The 17,546-nt window shown below is 59.9% G+C and carries 13 protein-coding genes; 3 read left to right on the top strand and 10 right to left on the bottom strand.

Annotated features, from left to right (window positions below; genetic code table 11):
- Positions 1 to 46: 46 nt before the first annotated feature.
- Both ACO07N_RS15455 and ACO07N_RS15450 read right to left on the bottom strand, forming a co-directional pair.
- On the bottom strand, positions 47 to 1,084 hold the full coding sequence (locus ACO07N_RS15455) for an AbrB family transcriptional regulator (protein WP_421981873.1): 1,038 nt from the start codon (positions 1,082 to 1,084) through the stop codon (positions 47 to 49).
- A 114-nt stretch (positions 1,085 to 1,198) separates the two neighbouring features.
- The gene (locus ACO07N_RS15450) at positions 1,199 to 1,933 is read right to left on the bottom strand and encodes a glutathione S-transferase family protein (RefSeq protein WP_421981872.1); all 735 of its coding nucleotides are present in this window, start codon (positions 1,931 to 1,933) and stop codon (positions 1,199 to 1,201) included.
- Between the two features lie 76 nt (positions 1,934 to 2,009).
- On the opposite strand from ACO07N_RS15450, the gene hemN reads away from it, so the two are divergent.
- Entirely contained in the window at positions 2,010 to 3,386 is a 1,377-nt protein-coding gene (gene hemN / locus ACO07N_RS15445; protein WP_421981871.1) for an oxygen-independent coproporphyrinogen III oxidase, read from the top strand.
- A 17-nt stretch (positions 3,387 to 3,403) separates the two neighbouring features.
- On the opposite strand, the gene ACO07N_RS15440 is transcribed toward hemN, so the two are convergent.
- The 6 genes from ACO07N_RS15440 to ACO07N_RS15415 all read right to left on the bottom strand — a co-directional run bounded on the left by ACO07N_RS15440 (position 3,404) and on the right by ACO07N_RS15415 (position 8,733).
- On the bottom strand, positions 3,404 to 4,000 hold the full coding sequence (locus ACO07N_RS15440; protein ID WP_421981870.1) for a hypothetical protein: 597 nt from the start codon (positions 3,998 to 4,000) through the stop codon (positions 3,404 to 3,406).
- 211 nt (positions 4,001 to 4,211) lie between these two features.
- Positions 4,212 to 4,925, bottom strand: a complete 714-nt coding sequence (locus tag ACO07N_RS15435) for a helix-turn-helix domain-containing protein (protein WP_421981869.1) — start codon at positions 4,923 to 4,925, stop codon at positions 4,212 to 4,214.
- A 276-nt stretch (positions 4,926 to 5,201) separates the two neighbouring features.
- Entirely contained in the window at positions 5,202 to 5,543 is a 342-nt protein-coding gene (locus ACO07N_RS15430) for a response regulator (RefSeq protein WP_421981868.1), read from the bottom strand.
- 144 nt (positions 5,544 to 5,687) lie between these two features.
- Positions 5,688 to 6,299, bottom strand: a complete 612-nt coding sequence (locus ACO07N_RS15425; RefSeq protein ID WP_421981867.1) for a response regulator transcription factor — start codon at positions 6,297 to 6,299, stop codon at positions 5,688 to 5,690.
- 36 nt (positions 6,300 to 6,335) lie between these two features.
- Positions 6,336 to 7,499 carry a PAS domain-containing sensor histidine kinase gene (locus tag ACO07N_RS15420; protein WP_421981866.1) on the bottom strand — a complete coding sequence of 388 codons (1,164 nt, stop codon included), beginning with the start codon at positions 7,497 to 7,499 and terminating at the stop codon, positions 6,336 to 6,338.
- Between the two features lie 73 nt (positions 7,500 to 7,572).
- Positions 7,573 to 8,733: a pyridoxal phosphate-dependent aminotransferase gene (locus tag ACO07N_RS15415; protein ID WP_421984435.1), complete on the bottom strand. Its 1,161-nt coding sequence runs from the start codon at positions 8,731 to 8,733 to the stop codon at positions 7,573 to 7,575.
- Positions 8,734 to 8,999: 266 nt separating this feature from the next.
- Between ACO07N_RS15415 and ACO07N_RS15410 the strand changes: the two genes are divergently transcribed.
- A complete protein-coding gene (locus ACO07N_RS15410; RefSeq protein ID WP_421981865.1) occupies positions 9,000 to 12,521 on the top strand; it encodes a PAS domain-containing hybrid sensor histidine kinase/response regulator in 3,522 nt (1,173 codons plus the stop codon).
- A 4-nt stretch (positions 12,522 to 12,525) separates the two neighbouring features.
- Here the strand turns inward: ACO07N_RS15410 and ACO07N_RS15405 are convergent, their stop codons facing one another.
- Both ACO07N_RS15405 and ACO07N_RS15400 read right to left on the bottom strand, forming a co-directional pair.
- Positions 12,526 to 14,919, bottom strand: a complete 2,394-nt coding sequence (locus ACO07N_RS15405) for a putative bifunctional diguanylate cyclase/phosphodiesterase (protein ID WP_421981864.1) — start codon at positions 14,917 to 14,919, stop codon at positions 12,526 to 12,528.
- 364 nt (positions 14,920 to 15,283) lie between these two features.
- A complete protein-coding gene (locus ACO07N_RS15400; RefSeq protein ID WP_319386283.1) occupies positions 15,284 to 15,964 on the bottom strand; it encodes a response regulator transcription factor in 681 nt (226 codons plus the stop codon).
- A 469-nt stretch (positions 15,965 to 16,433) separates the two neighbouring features.
- Here ACO07N_RS15400 and ACO07N_RS15395 point away from each other — a divergent pair, with 469 nt between their 5' ends.
- Entirely contained in the window at positions 16,434 to 17,303 is an 870-nt protein-coding gene (locus tag ACO07N_RS15395) for an acyl-CoA thioesterase (protein ID WP_421981863.1), read from the top strand.
- The last annotated feature ends 243 nt before the right edge of the window (positions 17,304 to 17,546 follow it).

Genomic DNA, 17,546 nt, shown 5'->3' with positions numbered 1-17,546 from the left:
AACACCACTTGCGAAGCCGGGGGCCCTGCCTCCGGCTTTCTGATTCTTACCTGGAACTTTTCCCCAGAACGAGCGCCGTTATCAGCGGCAGCAGCAGCACCATCCCGGTAAACCTGGCAATCTGGTGAGCGGCAACGAAGGCCGGATCCAGATCAAGCATGAACGCCAGCAGCGTCATGACTTCCAGACCGCCGGGCGCATAGGCGAGAAGCGCCTGCCCAAAGGGAATGTCCACCAGCGAGGATACGATCCAAGCGCCCAGGATGGACATCAGGAAGGCGGCGCTGAAGGCCGCGATCGAGGCGCCGAGAACGCTGACGAACTGGCGGATGGTCATGTTGGCAAAACGGCATCCGATCATCGCGCCCATCATCACGAAACAGGGCACGACGAGATAGGCCGGCAGAACCAGCGTCCAGGCTCCGGACGCATTCAGCCCGGCGCTCATGAAAAAGGCTCCGGTCATCAGGCCACCCGGGACATTGAGCTTCTGCGCGATCAGGCTGGCAAGCAGGCAAAGCGGGAGACCGATAAGGATTTCAAACCAGGTGGACACCACGATTGCGCCCCCCTCGCCCTCCAGTGTTCCACTGGTCGAGACCACCGCGAAAGGCAGGATCGCCACGAGCACGAAGAGCCGGAGCGACTGGCTTGACGCGATCCGGGGCAGGTCCGCCCCCCGGTCGGTCGCCAGTGCGATCACGTAGTTGAGCGCGCCCGGGATCGCCCCGAAAAAGGCCGTTTCCCGCGACCACTTGGCCCCGAAATGAAGAACCGCGTAGCCGGCGAACGTGACGCAGACAACGACGACGAGCAGAAGCGCCATGGAGACTGGCCAGTCCCCGATCCGTTCCACGACGTCCGGACGCACTCCAGCGCCCATCGATACGCCGATCACGACGAACAGGGCATCACGCAGCCGGTCCGGCATGACGGTCGGGGCGCCTGCAAGCGTCGCGACAGCGACAAAGACCATGGCCCCGGACAGCCACGCGGCGGGCAATCCGAGCACATAGAAGGTAACGCCGCCACCTGCCGCGAGCAGGATCGTCAGCAGGAGTTTTGCCGCGGTCGAGTTTGTCATCGCTGTAATCATAAGGTCCGTATGCGTTTCGAGCCAATACGGTACCGGCTAATATATTAGTTGATTATCATCGTCATGATTGATTGCATCGATCAACATAAAGTCTTTTTCCGGTCATTTCTCCCGCGCGAACGCGACCGGCGTGGGTGCCGTGAAAGGCAAGCCTTCGATCAGCTCAAGCTCGCACGCCCTTTGAACCGACTGTCTGGCTTCCAGTTCCTCCAGGAGCCTGAATAACCGCGGATAGTTGTCTGCAGGCCAAACCCCGCATGTGCCGTAGATCTGCGCCCAGCGCGCACAGGCCGCCAGGTAGAGGTCGAGACAGCTGAGACCGCCCCCCAGCAGGAACGGTCCCCCGCATGCTTCAAGCTCCTGCTCTAGCAGCAAAAAGCTTGCATCGATGCGGCTCCGGAGCGCCGCGTTGAGATCGGGCATGCACGCCTTGTCGAGCATGTAGCGGTGCGGCTTGAAGGAGATGCGCAGATCCGCGTGCAGCGTGTTGGAGAGAAAGAACAGCCACTTCAGGAACCTGCCGCGCCCGGACGATTCCGGTGCGGGTGCCAGAGAGCGATGCCGCTCCGAAAGCATCAGGAGGATGGCCCCGGTTTCAAATGTCACCGCGTCCTGCCCCGGCACTTCCAGCACGGGAATCAACCCCTGCGGATTGAGCTTCCGGTATTCTTCCGACTTCTGCTCGCCCGCAGCCCTGTCAACGGAGACGAATTCATAGCGTGCGCCCAGCTCCTCAAGGACCATCCGGACGACGAAGTTCGCATTGTCGGGGGCACCGTGCAGCCTGTAAACGCCCTGCCCGGCAGCGCCAATTGTCTCTTCCGCGATTGGTATCAAAATGTTTCTCCAGAATCAGACCGCCGGGTTGAGCGATATCAAGGCTCCCGCCGAGGTTAGCCGGAATGATGGGCCCATGACCAATGACCCGCTTTCCTATGCGCTGCGCAACGTTCCGCGTTACACCAGCTATCCCACAGCCCCGCATTTCCACAGCGGCGTGAACGAGGCCACCTATGCCGACTGGCTGTCCGCGATCACACGGCAAGACAGCCTGTCGCTCTATCTTCACGTGCCCTATTGCCGGGAGCTTTGTCATTATTGCGGTTGCCACACGAAGGCGACGCGCAAGGATGCGCCGCTGAAAGTCTATGCTGCGACATTGGCCCAGGAGATCGGACTGGTGGCCGAGCATCTGCAAAACGCCGGGCCGGTTCGCCACATCCACTGGGGCGGTGGAACCCCGAGCCTGCTCTCGCGGGAGAGCCTTGTCGACGTGACGGGCCTGATGCGCGTCTTGTTCGACCTGTCGCCCGATCTTGAACACGCGATCGAACTCGATCCACGGCTCGTGACCGCGGACCTTGCCGAAACGCTGGCGATGATCGGGATCAACCGTGCCAGTCTCGGCGTCCAGGATTTCGATCCTGCCGTTCAACTGGCAATCGGCCGCGTCCAACCCTATGAGACCGTTGCACGGGCATCGGAATTCCTGAGATCCGCGGGACTGGACGCCCTCAATTTCGATCTCATGTACGGCTTGCCGGAACAGTCGCCTCAGACGATCCGCGATACGATCGAGAAAACGCTGGCGCTCGCACCGGGCCGGATCGCACTGTTCGGCTACGCCCATGTTCCATGGATGCGCAAACATCAGCGGCTGATCGACGAGACACGCCTGCCGTCTGCAGCCGAGCGGCTTGAACTGGCCAACCTGGCAAGGCGTGAATTGTTGAACGCCGGTTACGTCGCGATCGGCCTGGACCATTTTGCGCGCGCCGATGACAGCATGGCCGTCGCCCTTTCCGACGGATCGCTGAAACGGAACTTCCAGGGGTACACAACCGACCAGGGCGAACAGCTCATCGGTTTCGGCGTCTCCTCGATCGGCAAGCTGACCGGCGGGTTCGTTCAGAACATGCCCGATGTCGGAAACTGGCGCCGAAGCATCCTTGCCGGAAAGCTGCCGGTGTCAAAAGGGCTTGCGCTGAGCGCCGATGACAGGTTGCGGGGCCACATCATCGAGGACCTGATGACCAACTACGCGTGTGACCTCGGCCCGGTCTGCGCGAGCCACGGGCTGTCCATCAGGGATGTGAGCGACGCCTTCGACTATCTTGAGGATCTGGTCGCCGACGGGCTCGTGACCCTGGATCTGAACGGGGACGATCAGGCCCGGGTCAGCGTGACGGAGGCAGGGCGGCCTTACGTCCGGCTGGCGGCAGCGGCGTTCGATGCCTATCTGGCCGACAGCCAGGCGAGCGGAAAGGCGCGGCACTCGGCCGCCGTCTGACTGAACGTCAAAGATCTTCAGCCGGCGCGTGCACCGCTGACCGTGACTTCGATCAGAAGCAGAACCGAGGCGATCATGCGATAGGCAGACTGCAAGGGTACGGGTTGGTTGAGTTCCAGGGTCCAGTCGCGGTCCTTGAACAGACCGGCGAGTTTCTGGAAGCGGTTCACCGGTTCCGCTTCCCCGGGTTTCAACGCGCGCCGGATAACACCGACACATTCGTCCCCTGAAACGATGGCATAGCTGTCCGGCCAGCTTCCCAGCATGGTTTCAAGCGTTTTTGTGGCCAGTTTTCGAGGGTCGACGACCCTGAAAAGCTCCAATTGCGCGGCGTCCTGAACGAGCCACACGTCAGATCCCTTGGCTGCGATCTGTCCATCCTCGCCCGGATCCCCGCCGGCAAGCTGCCATTGTCTGCAGAGCAGTTTCCTTTCCGGGGTCAACGTCCGGATCGACTGATCAAGCAGATTGACCATGTCCACCGGTTTGCCGATCGTCCTTTTCGTCAGATCGAACCGGACAAATTCGGTTTCGTTCGCAAGCACGTGGTAGCGCTTGTGAGCGCCCCCTTCGGGATTTCGCTCCTGAACGAATCTGAGGGAGTTGATCTGCATCGCCGTCGCGCCCTGATTGCAAAAGCCGGGGTCTATATGCAGCTTCACCTGTTAAGAAAGAAGCGGGTCGCCGCCGAAGGTGCCCTTCAGGCAGCCTGAAACGGCGAACATGCCTAACGAAGACTTTCCTTGCCGCCCGAAATCCCGTGGATTGCAGACAAAAAAAAGCCGCGACAATGCGCGGCCCTTGAGTTTCAGGAGGAGGGAGGTGTCAATGCATGCCCGTCATGCGGCACAGGCCGCAGACCTTGTTGAGGTGGATCTTGTCCGCCTTGTCGACCCGGATGACCCCGCGCCGCTTCAGTTCCGAAACCACACGGCTGACCGTTTCGATCGTCAGGCCGAGATAATCGGCGATTTCCTGGCGGGTCATGTGGAGTTGAAGGTCGAAACCGTCGTCGTCCTCGTCGACCGGGCCAACGCAGCCTGCGCCGCCACGGTCGGGCACCATGTGCATCAGGAAACTGGCAACCCGCTCAACCGCGGACTTGCGGCCGAGCAGCACAGCATGCTCGTGAAGCGCGCGCATCTGGTTGGTCAGGCATCTTGTCAGGCTTTTCTGAAGCTCTTCGGAAGCTTCGACTTTCCTGAGATCGATTTCCTGGACCAGCGACTTGGTCAGTGTCTCGGCGGTGCAGTCATGCTCGTCGCCGTTCGCGAGCCCGAAGATGTCTCCGGGGCGCAGAACCTCGACAACCTGTCTGCGTCCATCCGGGAGAAGCTTGTAGAGCATGAGGGAGCCGCGAACCAGTTCGTATAGACGCCTTGCGGGGTCTCCCTCGTAATAGACGACGGCATGGGTGTCATATTCGCTTGCCTTGCCGCCAACCTCGGCGAAACCTGCCTGCGTGGCGTGTAACGGTGTCGCGACACCCGCGCGCGCACCAGCACCGTGACCTGCAACACCTGCTTCGAAATATGCCATTTTTCCCTCCTTCGCGCATTCTTGCGCGGCCTAGCCAACCCCGGCAGGTCCTGTTTCCTTTCGGGCAGAGCCGCCCTCAAAACCGATGAAACAAGGAAGTTCCCCTACCGGCAAAACGCCCCGTCCGACGTTTCGCAACTTGCAGGCATAACTCTAAAGCGAGGAATCTATTGAAGGAATTCGGTCGACTGCGTAAGAGAAACTACATATGTCAAAAGGCCGCAGCCAGCGCGTGCATCAGGTCGGATCAAGGAAAATGCGTATGCGCGTCGGGCCTCAGGCCATCGCCGCTGTCAGCATGTCGATGGAGAGCGGCTTGCGCAGAACCTTGAGCCCTTCGAATTCGCTGACCTGGCGTGCGATCTTTGTCCGCGACTTTCCGGAAATCGCAATGATCCTGGGCGGGGTTGCAAGGTCGTTCAATTTTCTGACGATTTCAGCGCCACTTATTCCAGGCAGACCGAGGTCCACAATAACCCAGTGGCCGGAAGACAAGTCCGCTTCCGCCATGAAGGTTTCACCGTCAAAATAGGTCCGGGCGCAATGATTCAGAAGTTCGAGCGCGATCGTCAGCGCATCGGCAACAGCTTCATCATCCTCGATTATGTGAACAACCAAACGCGTGTTTCCGGTGATTCAGGCGACATTGCCAAAATCACCTAGAAACATACGCGACAAATAGCGCTGCGAATGTACGCAGAAATACGTCCATCGATAAAAACTTGCGTGAACGGACGGAATGTTTCCCGCGCGATGGCCGAACTAGCCCGCAGTCGGATGCCCCAGGACGATGCGCACCAGATCGGCCGCGTTGCGCGCGCTGAGCTTTTCCATGATCCGGGCGCGGTGAACCTCGACGGTTCTGGGACTGATACCAAGCGTCCTGCCGGCTTCCTTGTTCGATGCCCCTTCCGTGATTTCCTTCAGGACTTCCAGTTCCCTGCGCGTCAGAAGGTCCGCGCCCTCGAACGTCTGGGACGTATCGACATCCTGACGCTGCCTCATCGCGGCAATCGCTTCCTTCACACGCTCAAGCACTGTCTCGGCAGAGAACGGTTTTTCGATGAAGTCGAAAGCGCCGTTGCGGATTGCCTCGACGGCCATGGGAATGTCGCCCTGTCCGGAAATGATGAAAATCGGCGCGGGATAGTGCTCGGCGTTCAGGGCCTTCAGGATCTCGATGCCGGAGCGCCCCGGCATATGGACATCAAGCATGACGCAGGCGGGAACGGATTTACTGGCGGACTGCACGAACGTGTCTCCGTCAGAGAAGGTTTCGACCACGTAACCTTCCATGTTGAACAGGACAGACAGCGCATCACGCACCGCGGGGTCATCATCAACGATGTAAACGGCCTCTGCGCCAGCTTCCATTTGTTTCCGTCCTTGCTTCTTTTGTCTTGTCGCCCGTTAAAGATCTTTGTCCGTTGCTTCTTCGCGCGGGTGAACCGGCAAGGTCAACAGAAACGAAGCCCCACTTTCGTCGGATACAGGCTCCAATTTCAGATCTCCACCATGGTTCTGCGCAATGGAACGCGATATCGCCAGGCCGAGACCGACCCCCTTGTGTTTCGCGCCCGTGAATGCCCGAAAAAGGCCCTCCACCAGTTCGGCGGGCACGCCAGGTCCGTTGTCGGACACCCTGAATTCGAGCAGGTCCCCATTCAGGCTGACCGACAGATGCACGCGCTTTTCGTCCTGATCGGCGACGGCTTCGCGCGCATTGCGCAAGAGATTTATGAGAATCTGGCGGATCTGGACCGGATCAGCCTGCAGCGGAGGCAAGCCGGGTTCGACACTGGACGACAGGAATGTGCGCGTTTCGCCGTTGCCGAGTTCCGCCATCTCCATGCAGGATTGCACGACGTCCTCCACATCCAGGGTCTGTCTCTCCGGCGCTTTTTTCTCCACAAGCTGGCGCATGCGCTGGATGATTTCACCTGCCCGTTCCGCCTCCCGCTCGGCCTTTTCAATCACCGAAAGAAGCTGTGGATCCATCGTGCCGTCGTTCCTGGCCTTTCTTGAGACCGACTGGAGATAGAGCAGAACCGCGGTCAGCGGCTGATTGAGTTCATGCGCGATCGCGGCACCCATTTCATCCAGCGCACTGAGGCGGGTCATGTGAAGTAGCTGCGCCTGTGCCTTTGCCAGATGTTCCTCGATGATCTTCCTTGATCTCAGGTCCCGGAGTATGCCGATGAACTGACGGCCATAGGGTGTGTCCGCCTCGCCGACCGACAGTTCGATCGGGAAAATGGTTCCGTCCTTGTGCTGCGCCTTGACCTCCCGGCCAATGCCGATGATCTTCTTGTCGCCCGTTTCAATGTAGTTTCGGACATACTGATCATGAGCCCGCGCGTAGTCCTGCGGCATGATCTTGTGGACGTTCCGCCCCAGCAGATCGGCGGCTTCGTATCCGAACAGGCGCTCGCACGCCTTGTTGTAGGCCAGAACGAGACCGCGTTCATTGATCACGATGATGCCGTCGACCGCCGTATCGAACACGCTCGACAGCCGCGCGTCCGACACCGCTGCGGTTTCCGCATCCCGATCAATTAGAAACTCGTCTGCCATCCCGCAACCCACATGGAAATCACATCCATTCGAGGTTAAGGGGTTTCACGTAGACCAGCAACCCATCGCAAATCTAAAACGCTGGAAGCCAAGCATTAATTCGCCGGACGGCTTCTTCCAGATGCGCGCGCTTGCGGGCATAGCACAGGCGCAGGAAGCTCTCGCCGCCGGGTCCGAACGCGGTTCCGGGCGCGAGGCCGACACCTGTCTGCCGCACGAGGTCGAGCGCGAAACGGCGCGTATCCTCCACGCCGTCGACCGAGAAGAAAAGATAAAACGCCCCTTCAGGCGGCGCCACGCTGATACGCCCACTCCGCTGCAGTCCGCTCACCACGACACTTCTGCCATCGCGCGCCCGCGCAATCTGCGATTCGAGGAATTCCCGGCCTTCGCTCAAAGCGGCAAGAGCCCCGTGCTGCAAGAACGCCGGAACGCCTGAGGTGGAATATTGCACCAGATTTTCAATAACCTGGCCGATGGCGGGCGGGGCCGACATCCAGCCGACGCGCCACCCCGTCATGGCCCAGTTCTTTGAAAAGGAATTCACGAAAATGATCTGATCATCATCTTCGGCAATGTCATAGAATGACGGCGACCTGGCTGTGTTGCCGTAAAAGTAGAGGGCGTAGATTTCATCGGCAATGATCCAGAGGCCATGTTTGCGGGCGAGATCGAGACAGGCCCCCAACAGGTCCAGATCGGCGACCCAACCTGTCGGATTGCTCGGCGAATTGAGGAAGATCGCAGCCGTTTTGGGCGCGATCGCGGCTTCGACATCCTCCAGGTGCAAATCCCATCCGCCGCTTGCCTCGTGCATGGGCACGAACACCGTCTTCGCGCCATGTATCTCGACGGACGCGGAAATATTGGGCCAGGACGGGGACGGCACGATGATTTCCTGTCCGGCGTCCGCGATGGCCTGAACGGCAAGCTGGATCGCCTGCATGCCGGAACCGGTGACAAAAAAGCGCTCCGGGGAAAACGGGCGGCCATAGATTTCACCATGGTAGGCGGCCAGAGCCTCGCGGAGTTCCGGAATACCGCGCTGATACGTGTAGAAGGTCTCGCCCCTGTCAAGCGACGCCTTGACGGCCCGGTTGATGAAATCGGGGGTCGGCAGGTCCCCTTCCCCCGCCCAGAGCGGGATCAGCGCCTCGTGACCCGACGCGGCATTGAAAATTTCAATGATCCCGCTTTTGGGCGTGTTTCGCGCACCTGTGCTCAGGCGCTGCATCAAGTCGGACACCGTTTCTTCCTCTCAGCTCATTCCGGCTACACCATACCGCGAATGCTGCCCGTTTTTGCATGAAACGATGTGAACAAGACTTCACCAAAGTTGATTGGTTTCAACCCGTTGCAAACGGGTCCATAATCGGGGTTGCGACTAGAGTCATGACCCTAGTCGCAAGGCGAATGGACATGCGCCCGGCACTATGATCGGATTGGGAAAAGTGGCAGAACGGGTGTCTGCAAACCGGTCGGGAGGACGGTAACAGCAACATGCTGCACGGTTGGATCGTGATACTGGTCGCAACGGCCTATATCCTGCTGCTCTTTGCCATTGCGAGTTTCGGCGACAGGATGAAGCGCAACTCTCCGTCCAGGGCGGGGGGCCGCCCCTTCATCTACGCGCTGTCCCTTTCAGTCTATTGCACCTCCTGGACCTTCTTCGGATCCGTGGGCAATGCGACGCGCAACGGCGCCGAGTTTCTGACGATCTATATCGGCCCCCTGCTGGTCTTCGCCCTCGGATATCCGTTGCTGCGCCGGATCATCCAGATCTCGAAAACCGAGAGCATCACCTCGATCGCCGACTTCATCGGTGCGCGTTACGGCAAGAGCCAGTCCGTGGCCGCGCTCGCGACCCTGATTGCGGTGATTGGCGTCATTCCCTATATCGCGCTGCAGCTGAAAGCCGTCTCCTTCTCCGTCACGACCATGGTCGGTCCGCTGATCTCCCAGGGCTTCAGCTTTGCCCCGTTCTTCAACGACATCACGTTGCTGATCGCGCTCGGCATGGCCATTTTCAGCTGGGCGTTCGGCACCCGGCACATCGACGCAACGGAACACCAGGAAGGCCTGATGCTGGCCATCGCGGCCGAGGCGATCGTCAAGCTGCTGGCCTTCCTGGCCGTCGGCATCTGGGTGACCTACTGGCTCTTCGACGGCCCGTTCGATCTGGTGCGCGCGATCTCGGAAGCCCCGGAAGTCGCCGAGGTGTTCGAACAGCCGATCAATGTGGGCAACTGGCTGATCCTGTCGATCCTGTCCGGGTTTGCGGTCCTCATGCTGCCGCGCCAGTTTCACGTGACCGTCACCGAAAACAACTCCGATTCGGAACTCAGATGCGCGACATGGATGTTCCCGCTCTACCTGGTCCTGATAAACCTGTTCGTTATCCCGATCGCCGCGGCAGGCATGCTGCGGTTCGGACAGGATATCAATGCCGACACCTACGTGCTCGCCCTGCCGATCGATGCAGGCCAGGAATGGCTTGCCCTCTTCGCCTTCATCGGCGGTCTGTCCGCGGCGACCGCGATGGTGATCGTCGCGACCGTTGCCCTGGCAATCATGATCTCCAACGACATCGTGGTGCCGCTCCTGTTGCGCAGGCAGGGGGAAGAGAACCTGATCAACAGCAGCGGGCGCGACATGAGCCGCCACCTGCTGACGATCCGCAGGCTGGCGATTTTCGGCATTCTTCTGCTGGCCTACGCCTACTACAAGGCGGCGGGGGACACGGCTGCCCTTGTGTCCATCGGCCTCCTGTCCTTTGCCGCGATCGCGCAATTCGCGCCCGCATTCATCGGTGCGCTGTTCTGGAGGCGCGCGACATCGCTCGGCGCGCTGGCCGGTCTCAGCAGCGGCTTTCTTCTGTGGGGCTATACACTGCTGCTGCCGACCTTCGCGCAATCCGGCCTCCTGTCGACCGACTTCCTGGAGACCGGGCCTTTCGGCCTGGGTTTCCTGAACCCGCAGTCGCTTTTCGGTCTGCAGCTGGACCCCTTCATCCACGGCACGCTCTGGAGCCTGCTCGTCAATATCCTTCTTTTTGTCGGCGTGTCCTTCGTCAGAAAACCGCTTCCGGCCGAAACCCTCCAGGCCAATGTCTTCGTGCCGGCGGAACTGACACCGTCGCCCAGCCTCCGCTACTGGCGCACGTCCGTCACCGCGGCCGACCTGCAATCGACCGTCGCGCGCTACCTGGGCGAGGAGCGCACCGAGCGATCATTCCACCGTTTCGCGAGCGAGCGCGGGATACCGCTCGACCCGAACACCCTCGCCGATGCCAATCTGCTCCGCTTTTCCGAACAGCTGCTGGCAAGCGCGATCGGCGCGGCCTCCTCGAGGCTTGTCCTGACGCTGATGCTCAAGCGGCATGATCCGTCCACCAAGGGTGCGGTGAAACTTCTCGACGATGCCTCGATCGCCATTCAGTACAACAGGGACCTGCTGCAGACGGCGCTCAACCAGGTCCGGCAAGGCATCGGCGTCTTCGACCGCGACCTGCGCCTGATCTGCTGGAACCGCCAGTTCCGCGATCTTTTGGGGCTCCCGGCCGAATACGGGCAGGTTGGAACCACGCTTGACGCCATCCTGCGCTACAACACGCAAAGGGGCGAATACGGCCCGGGGCCGGTCGAAAGCATCGTTGCCGATCGCATCGAGAAACTGGTGGTGGTCCAGGAAACCTTCCAGGAGCGGCTGGAATCGACCGGCGCGGTCTTCGAAGTCCGGATCAGCCCCATGCCCGACGGCGGCATCGTCACCACCTATACCGACATCACCGAACGCGTGATGGCAGAAGAAGCGCTCGCCCGGGCCAATGAAACCCTGGAGCGGCGCGTGCGGGAAAGGACGGAGGAACTCACCCACGTCAACGAGCGCCTGGTGGAGGCGACCCATGCGGCGGAAGAGGCCAATATCGGCAAGACGCGATTCCTTGCCGCTGCCGGACACGACATTCTGCAACCGCTCAACGCCGCGCGCCTCTACGCGTCCGTGCTGGTGGAGAAGCTGAACGCAGGAGAAGACGGTGAACTCGTGCGCAATGTCGAATCCGCCCTGGAATCCGTCGAGGACATTCTGGGCGCCGTCCTGGATATTTCGCGGCTGGACACCGGTGCACTGAAACCGGAACCGACGGTTTTCCGGCTGGACGAGATCCTGCGCGGGCTCGCCCTGGACTTTCTGCCCGTCGCACAGGAGAAGGGTCTTGAGCTGCGCATCGTGCCAACGACGGTGTCCGTGCGGACGGACCGCAGGCTGTTGCGCAGGTTGCTTCAGAACCTCGTTTCCAATGCATTGAAATACACGCAGGACGGCCGCGTGCTGGTCGGATGCCGCCGGCGCGGCAATCGCGTGATCGTTGAAATACACGACACCGGAATGGGAATACCCGAAAGCAAGCAGACGGCCATCTTTCAGGAGTTTCACAGGCTTGACGACGGCATGCGCGTCGCCAAGGGTCTTGGACTGGGTCTGTCGATCGTCGAACGGATCAGTCACGTTCTGGATCATCCGGTCGCACTCAGATCCACCCTGGAAAAAGGCTCCTGTTTTTCGGTCGAACTGCCGCGCGCAGCGGCCGTTCCCGATACGCTTCCGGAAATGCAGGCGCCGGCCGCGATCGGCAATCTGGACGGGTTGTGCGTTGTTGCAATCGACAACGAGCCCGACATCCTGAGCGGCATGCATCACCTGCTGTCGAGCTGGAACTGCCTGGTCGTTACGGCCGGCAACGAACAGGAAGCTGCCGCGCATCTGAACAAGGCCGGCCTGACACCCGACGTCATTCTCGCCGATTATCATCTGGACAACGGCACCGGGATCGAAGCCATCGTGAAGTTGCGGTGGAAATTCGGGCGTCACATCCCGGCAATCCTGATTACCGCGGATCGCAGCAGGCCGGTACGGTCCGAAGCCGGGGAAAAGGATATCGCGTTTTTCAACAAGCCGGTCAAACCCGCCGCCCTGCGGGCACAGCTGGCACGCTGCCGTGTGGGCCAGGCTGCAGAGTAGGTATTCAGTTCGCGGAAACCGCCGCTGACGCCTTCGGTGTGTCGTCGTCGCCGTCCTGCACGAGCTCTTGTTCCTGCTCGTCCCAATCCTCGGATGCCGCCTGCATGATATGCATCGGGTTCGCGCTCGGTTTTCCGAAGAAATAACCCTGCAGGGTGTCGCAGCCCAGGGTCCTCAGCGCATCCACCTGGAAGCGGCGTTCAACGCCTTCAGCCGTGACTTCGAGACCCAGGTTATGGGCAAGGGCGATGACGGCTGAAATGATCGCAAGACCGTCGCTGCGCTCACCGATCTCGTCGACAAAGGTTTTGTCGATCTTGATCTTGTCGAACTTGTATTTTCGCAGATAGGACAGAGACGAATACCCGGTACCGAAGTCATCGAGCGAGATCTTGATACCCAGGTTGCGCAGTTTCTTCAGTTTCTCGGGCGCGGCGCCCGAATCGCGCAGGAATACGGATTCGGTAATTTCCAGAACCAGTCTTTCCGGCGGGAACCCGGTGTCGTCGAGGACCGTGGTGATCTGGCTGACGAGATTGGGGTCCATGAACTGTACCGCCGACAGATTGACCGCGACACTTTCAAGGTCGGGGCACTGGGCCGCGGCCGCGCAGGCCTTTCGCAGCACCCAGTTTCCGAGCGGCAGGATCAGTCCTGCATGTTCGGCAATCGGCAGGAACGTGTCCGGCGTGACCTCGCCACGGGTCGGGTGGAACCAGCGGACCAGCACCTCGCTGGAAATCACCTTGCCCGAACGTGCGTTGACGATCGGCTGGAATTCAACGCTGAGCTTGCCGAATTCGAATGCCTCGCGCAGATCCGCTTCCAGCTCACGTCGTTCACGGACTTCCCTCTCCATGGCGGATTCAAAGGCAAGGGCCCGACCGCGGCCGCTTTCCTTGGCCTTGTAAAGGGCGATGTCGGCATTGCGCATGAGATCGTCGACGGTGTCGTCGGGCCCCCTCAGTCTTGTGAAACCAACGGTGGCTCCGATCGCGAAGTCCCGGTTTCCGATCCTGAACGGCTTGCGGGCCACGTTGACGAGTTCCTCGGCGAAAGCGCTCGCCGCCTGGTCACTGACGAAGCGTCCGAGTGCCGCGAATTCATCACCGCCGAAGCGCGCCAGCGACGTCCTGCCTTCACTAATGGCGGTGAAGCGATCGGCAACCTGTCTCAACAGTTCATCGCCCGCAGGGTGCCCGCTGGTGTCGTTGACGACCTTGAAGTTGTCGAGATCGATCAGGAAGAGTGTCAGGGTGTTCTGTCCACACCTCACCTGCTCGGCAAGCAGGTCTTCCGCCTGGTTCAGGAACCAGCTGCGATTGCCGATCCCGGTCAGGGAGTCGTGCTCGGCGAGATGGGTTACCAGCTTTTCCGCACGTCTGGCCTCGGTGATGTCAGAGGCAACGCCCCGGTATCCGGTAAACGAGCCGTGATCATCGTAGACGGGACGCGCGGCAATCGACCACCAGCGTTCCTCACCGTTCACGGTCAGCCCGATGACAATCTCGCGAAACGACTTCTGCAGGCTGATGGCTTCTTCCAAGCCGGCAACCTGCGCGCGCGCGTCCTCGCTGTCGAGCGAATAGGCCAGATCGACCATGCGCATGGAATGAAGTTCCGGCCGCGTCCGGCCGCTGGCGTGAAGAAACCGGTCGGAGACGTTCCGGAAGTTGCCGGTGCTGCTCGTTTCCCAGATCCAGTCACTCGATGTTTCTTCAAATTCGTTCAGCAGGAGGGCTATCAGGTCGCCGTTCTTTTCGAGTTCCGCCTCAGCCAGGAAGTGAGACGCGAACAGCCATCCCGCTGCAGTCGTGCTTCCGATGACAACGAATGTGTAGCTCGTCAGCAGAACCAGAAGCGGCCACATCATGACACTCTGATCGATCACAAGAGCCACAACGGTCGCTGCATACAAGATGGCGACCCACCGGAACGCCGCCTGCGGAACGGTCGCGAGCGCAAACCCGCCACCGCAGATCATTCCCGTGGTCACGCAGGACGCTATCCAGATCGCGTTCACGTTTCCGCTCATGAAAGCGGCAACCGGGACCACTGCCCACAGGAGGCTCAAAAACGTTGCATGCCGGACAGCCGCGTTCAGGGCCCGGTGCGAGGCGAGCTCGATGGGTGAGCGCGACGACAGGAACCATTTGATGGTCGTCAGGGCCATAAGGCTCATCGCCGCCACGACCCATGCGATTACATAGGCAAACGGCAGGGCCTGCGCCAGAACCGGCAAGACCACGACGACGTTGACGACATTTGCAAAAACCGTCAGCGGTGTCAGACGCGCAATGCTTGCGATCTGGGCCGCGCGGACACGGCACGCCAGATACTGATCGACAACCGGATGACCGAACGCAAGCAACAGCGCGCGGGTCGGGCTGGCATCCATGTGCCCGTCCGGCCGCATCGCCGCGTGCTTTACGCGGGAGCCGGGTGACACAAGCGCCAGAAGGATCGTCTGAAGGACCAATTTCCAATGGGCACCGGGCCGCATTTTTACTCCGCATCACTGTCTTGTTGCTGCGCATGGGGCACAGCGCCTTGTGATGCAGATGTATCCTTAATTCCCTGAAATTCCGGTAAAGAACCTTGTGAAATATTCGGAGTTTCGTGAGTCTTTCGAGGAATTTAGCGCTAACTCTTGTTTACCTTAACGAACTTGCCAACGCGGCCGGCCGGAAGCCAAAAGGCACGGGACGGCGCAAAAGGCAGCGCGCTCTGGACGGTTGCACAAGGGTCTGCCGAAGAGCGTATTATGCCCCGGCAGCTTCCTGCTCTTCCCCGCCCAGTTGCCATTGGCCCGCTTCGATCTTGGACGCCGCGATAACCGCCTGGGTCCGGCTTTCGACGCCCAGTTTCTGCAAGATTGCCGACACGTGTGCTTTCACCGTGGCTTCGGACACTGACAGTTCATAGGCGATCTGTTTGTTCAAAAGCCCTTCCGACAGCATCATCAGCACGCGCACCTGCTGGGGGGTCAGCGTCGAAAGACGCTGGATGAGGTCGTCGCTGCCATCGTCCGCCTTGAGATCGACATCGGGAGGTGTCCAGACGTTGCCCGACATGACGTCCGATATCGCCTGCCTGATCACCTCTATGCCGTGCGACTTGGGAATGAAGCCTGACGCGCCGAACTCGATTGCACGGCGGATTGCCTGCGGCTCCTCGTTTGCGGATACGACGACAACCGGCACACCGGAGAATTGGGCGCGCAGATACATGAGGCCGGAAAACCCGCGCATGCCCGGCATTGTCAGGTCAAGCAGAATGAGATCGGCATCACCATCCTGCTCCAGACGTGCCGTGACGTCTTCAAGTGCGCCCGCCTCCTCAATCGAGGCGTCAGGATACTGTTTTTCCAGTGTCTGCCGCAGCGCCCCTCGAAACAGGGGATGATCATCTGCGATGATAAAGCGATACGAGGTTGCCGACACGTTGTTTTTCCTCCCTCAACGGTCTTTTCGCAGCTGTACCAATCCCTTGCTCGCCGAGCGCTCAGGTTGTTACCGAGCGCTTCTAGGCCTTTTCTTTGGCTTCTGGTCTGATAGAGCTACCGCGTTGAAGTATGTTTGCAACACCCCTCAGGTGCAAGTCAAACAATCGATTTGGCGCGTACGCTCAACATCAAACGAAGCCGCGAGCGCCTGCGAGAGTAAATTCACGCCAACATCCACACAAGTAAAAGTAAAGCCGACAAAAAATTACATCAAAAATAGTACAACCAGTGGTTTAAATTTCAATTTCCGCAGCATCCATCCAAATCCAAAGAATATAACTCTCCGAATTAGAAATATTTTTTCCACAGTCTACATTTCTATTGATAATTTCTCGAAAGGAGGCAACAAATGAACTTATGGTGACCCCTGAATATCTATCTTTTAAACACTTGCGCGAAGTTTTGAAATGACAATTCAATCTACCCTTTATTCATTTGTTAATCGCTGGGAATGCGACGAAAACGATCACCTGAATGTCCAGTTCTATTTCAGCCGGTTTGAGGAAGCGGACCGCCAGTTTCGTCTGATGTGCGGATTGAGCGAGACGATCGTAGGTGCGCGGCGGGTCCGTCACGTGCGTTATCACAAGGAGCTGAGAACCGGCGACCTGGTCACAATACATTCCAGCGTCGCCTTTGACGGTCCGCATATGCTGACCGTGGTGCATGAAATGCGCGACGGTGCCAGTGGGGTCCTTGCTGCGACCGCACTGGATGGGTATGAACCCAGCCCGAATTCGGCAAAATCATTGCGACAGCGGTTCAAGGATTTCCAGACACCGATGATCGCCGACGCTGCGCCGCGCGGCATAAAGTCCGGCCCCTCCGGCGTGCGCGGAACGCTCCAGTCGCTGCTTGGTCAGGGTGCGGAGATCTGCTTCAGGGGAACTGTGATGCCGCGCGATGTCGGACCGGACGGCAAGGCCGACGATCAATACGCGCTCGCCTGCTGCACCGACGGTGTCGCGCATGTGTGGCAACGGACGCCCATGAACCTCGCCTATCTCACGGAGAACGGGTACGGCCGTGTCGCCGCCGAAATGAAGTTGACCTGGTCAACGCCGTTGAAGACCGGAGATGCCGTCGTTGTCGCGACCGGCTTTACCAATGTGAGCGCGCGCACGTTCTCCATGCGGCATCACCTTTACGAAAGCAGAACCGCGCGCCTGGCGGCAACACTTGATGTGGTTGCCCTGCCGATGGACCTGACTTCTCGCAAATCGGTCGAACTGCCGGAAAGCGCGCATGCGGCCATATCCAAGATGCTGATCGACTGAGGGTAAACGACAAGGCAACCGGACCGGGCGCGCAAATGGCCGGTCTCAATGCGGCCGCCTGCGGAGCGCCTAGAGCATCGGGCGGTAAGTCTGCACAATTTGATGTTGGCAAGCAGCTCATTCGGCAAGGCGCGTCGCGCAGAGCGATGCGGTGTATCGGGCAAGCGGCGCAACGCTGCCGATGGGCTGCTTGCCATCACCCGAAGGGCCGGTCTCCTTTGCCCGCTGAAAAATGAGTCGAAC

Source organism: Roseibium sp., assembly GCF_965229775.1.
GTDB lineage: Bacteria > Pseudomonadota > Alphaproteobacteria > Rhizobiales > Stappiaceae > Roseibium.
Note: the sequence above shows the minus strand (reverse complement) of the source record. Positions and strands in the feature narration are given on the sequence as shown.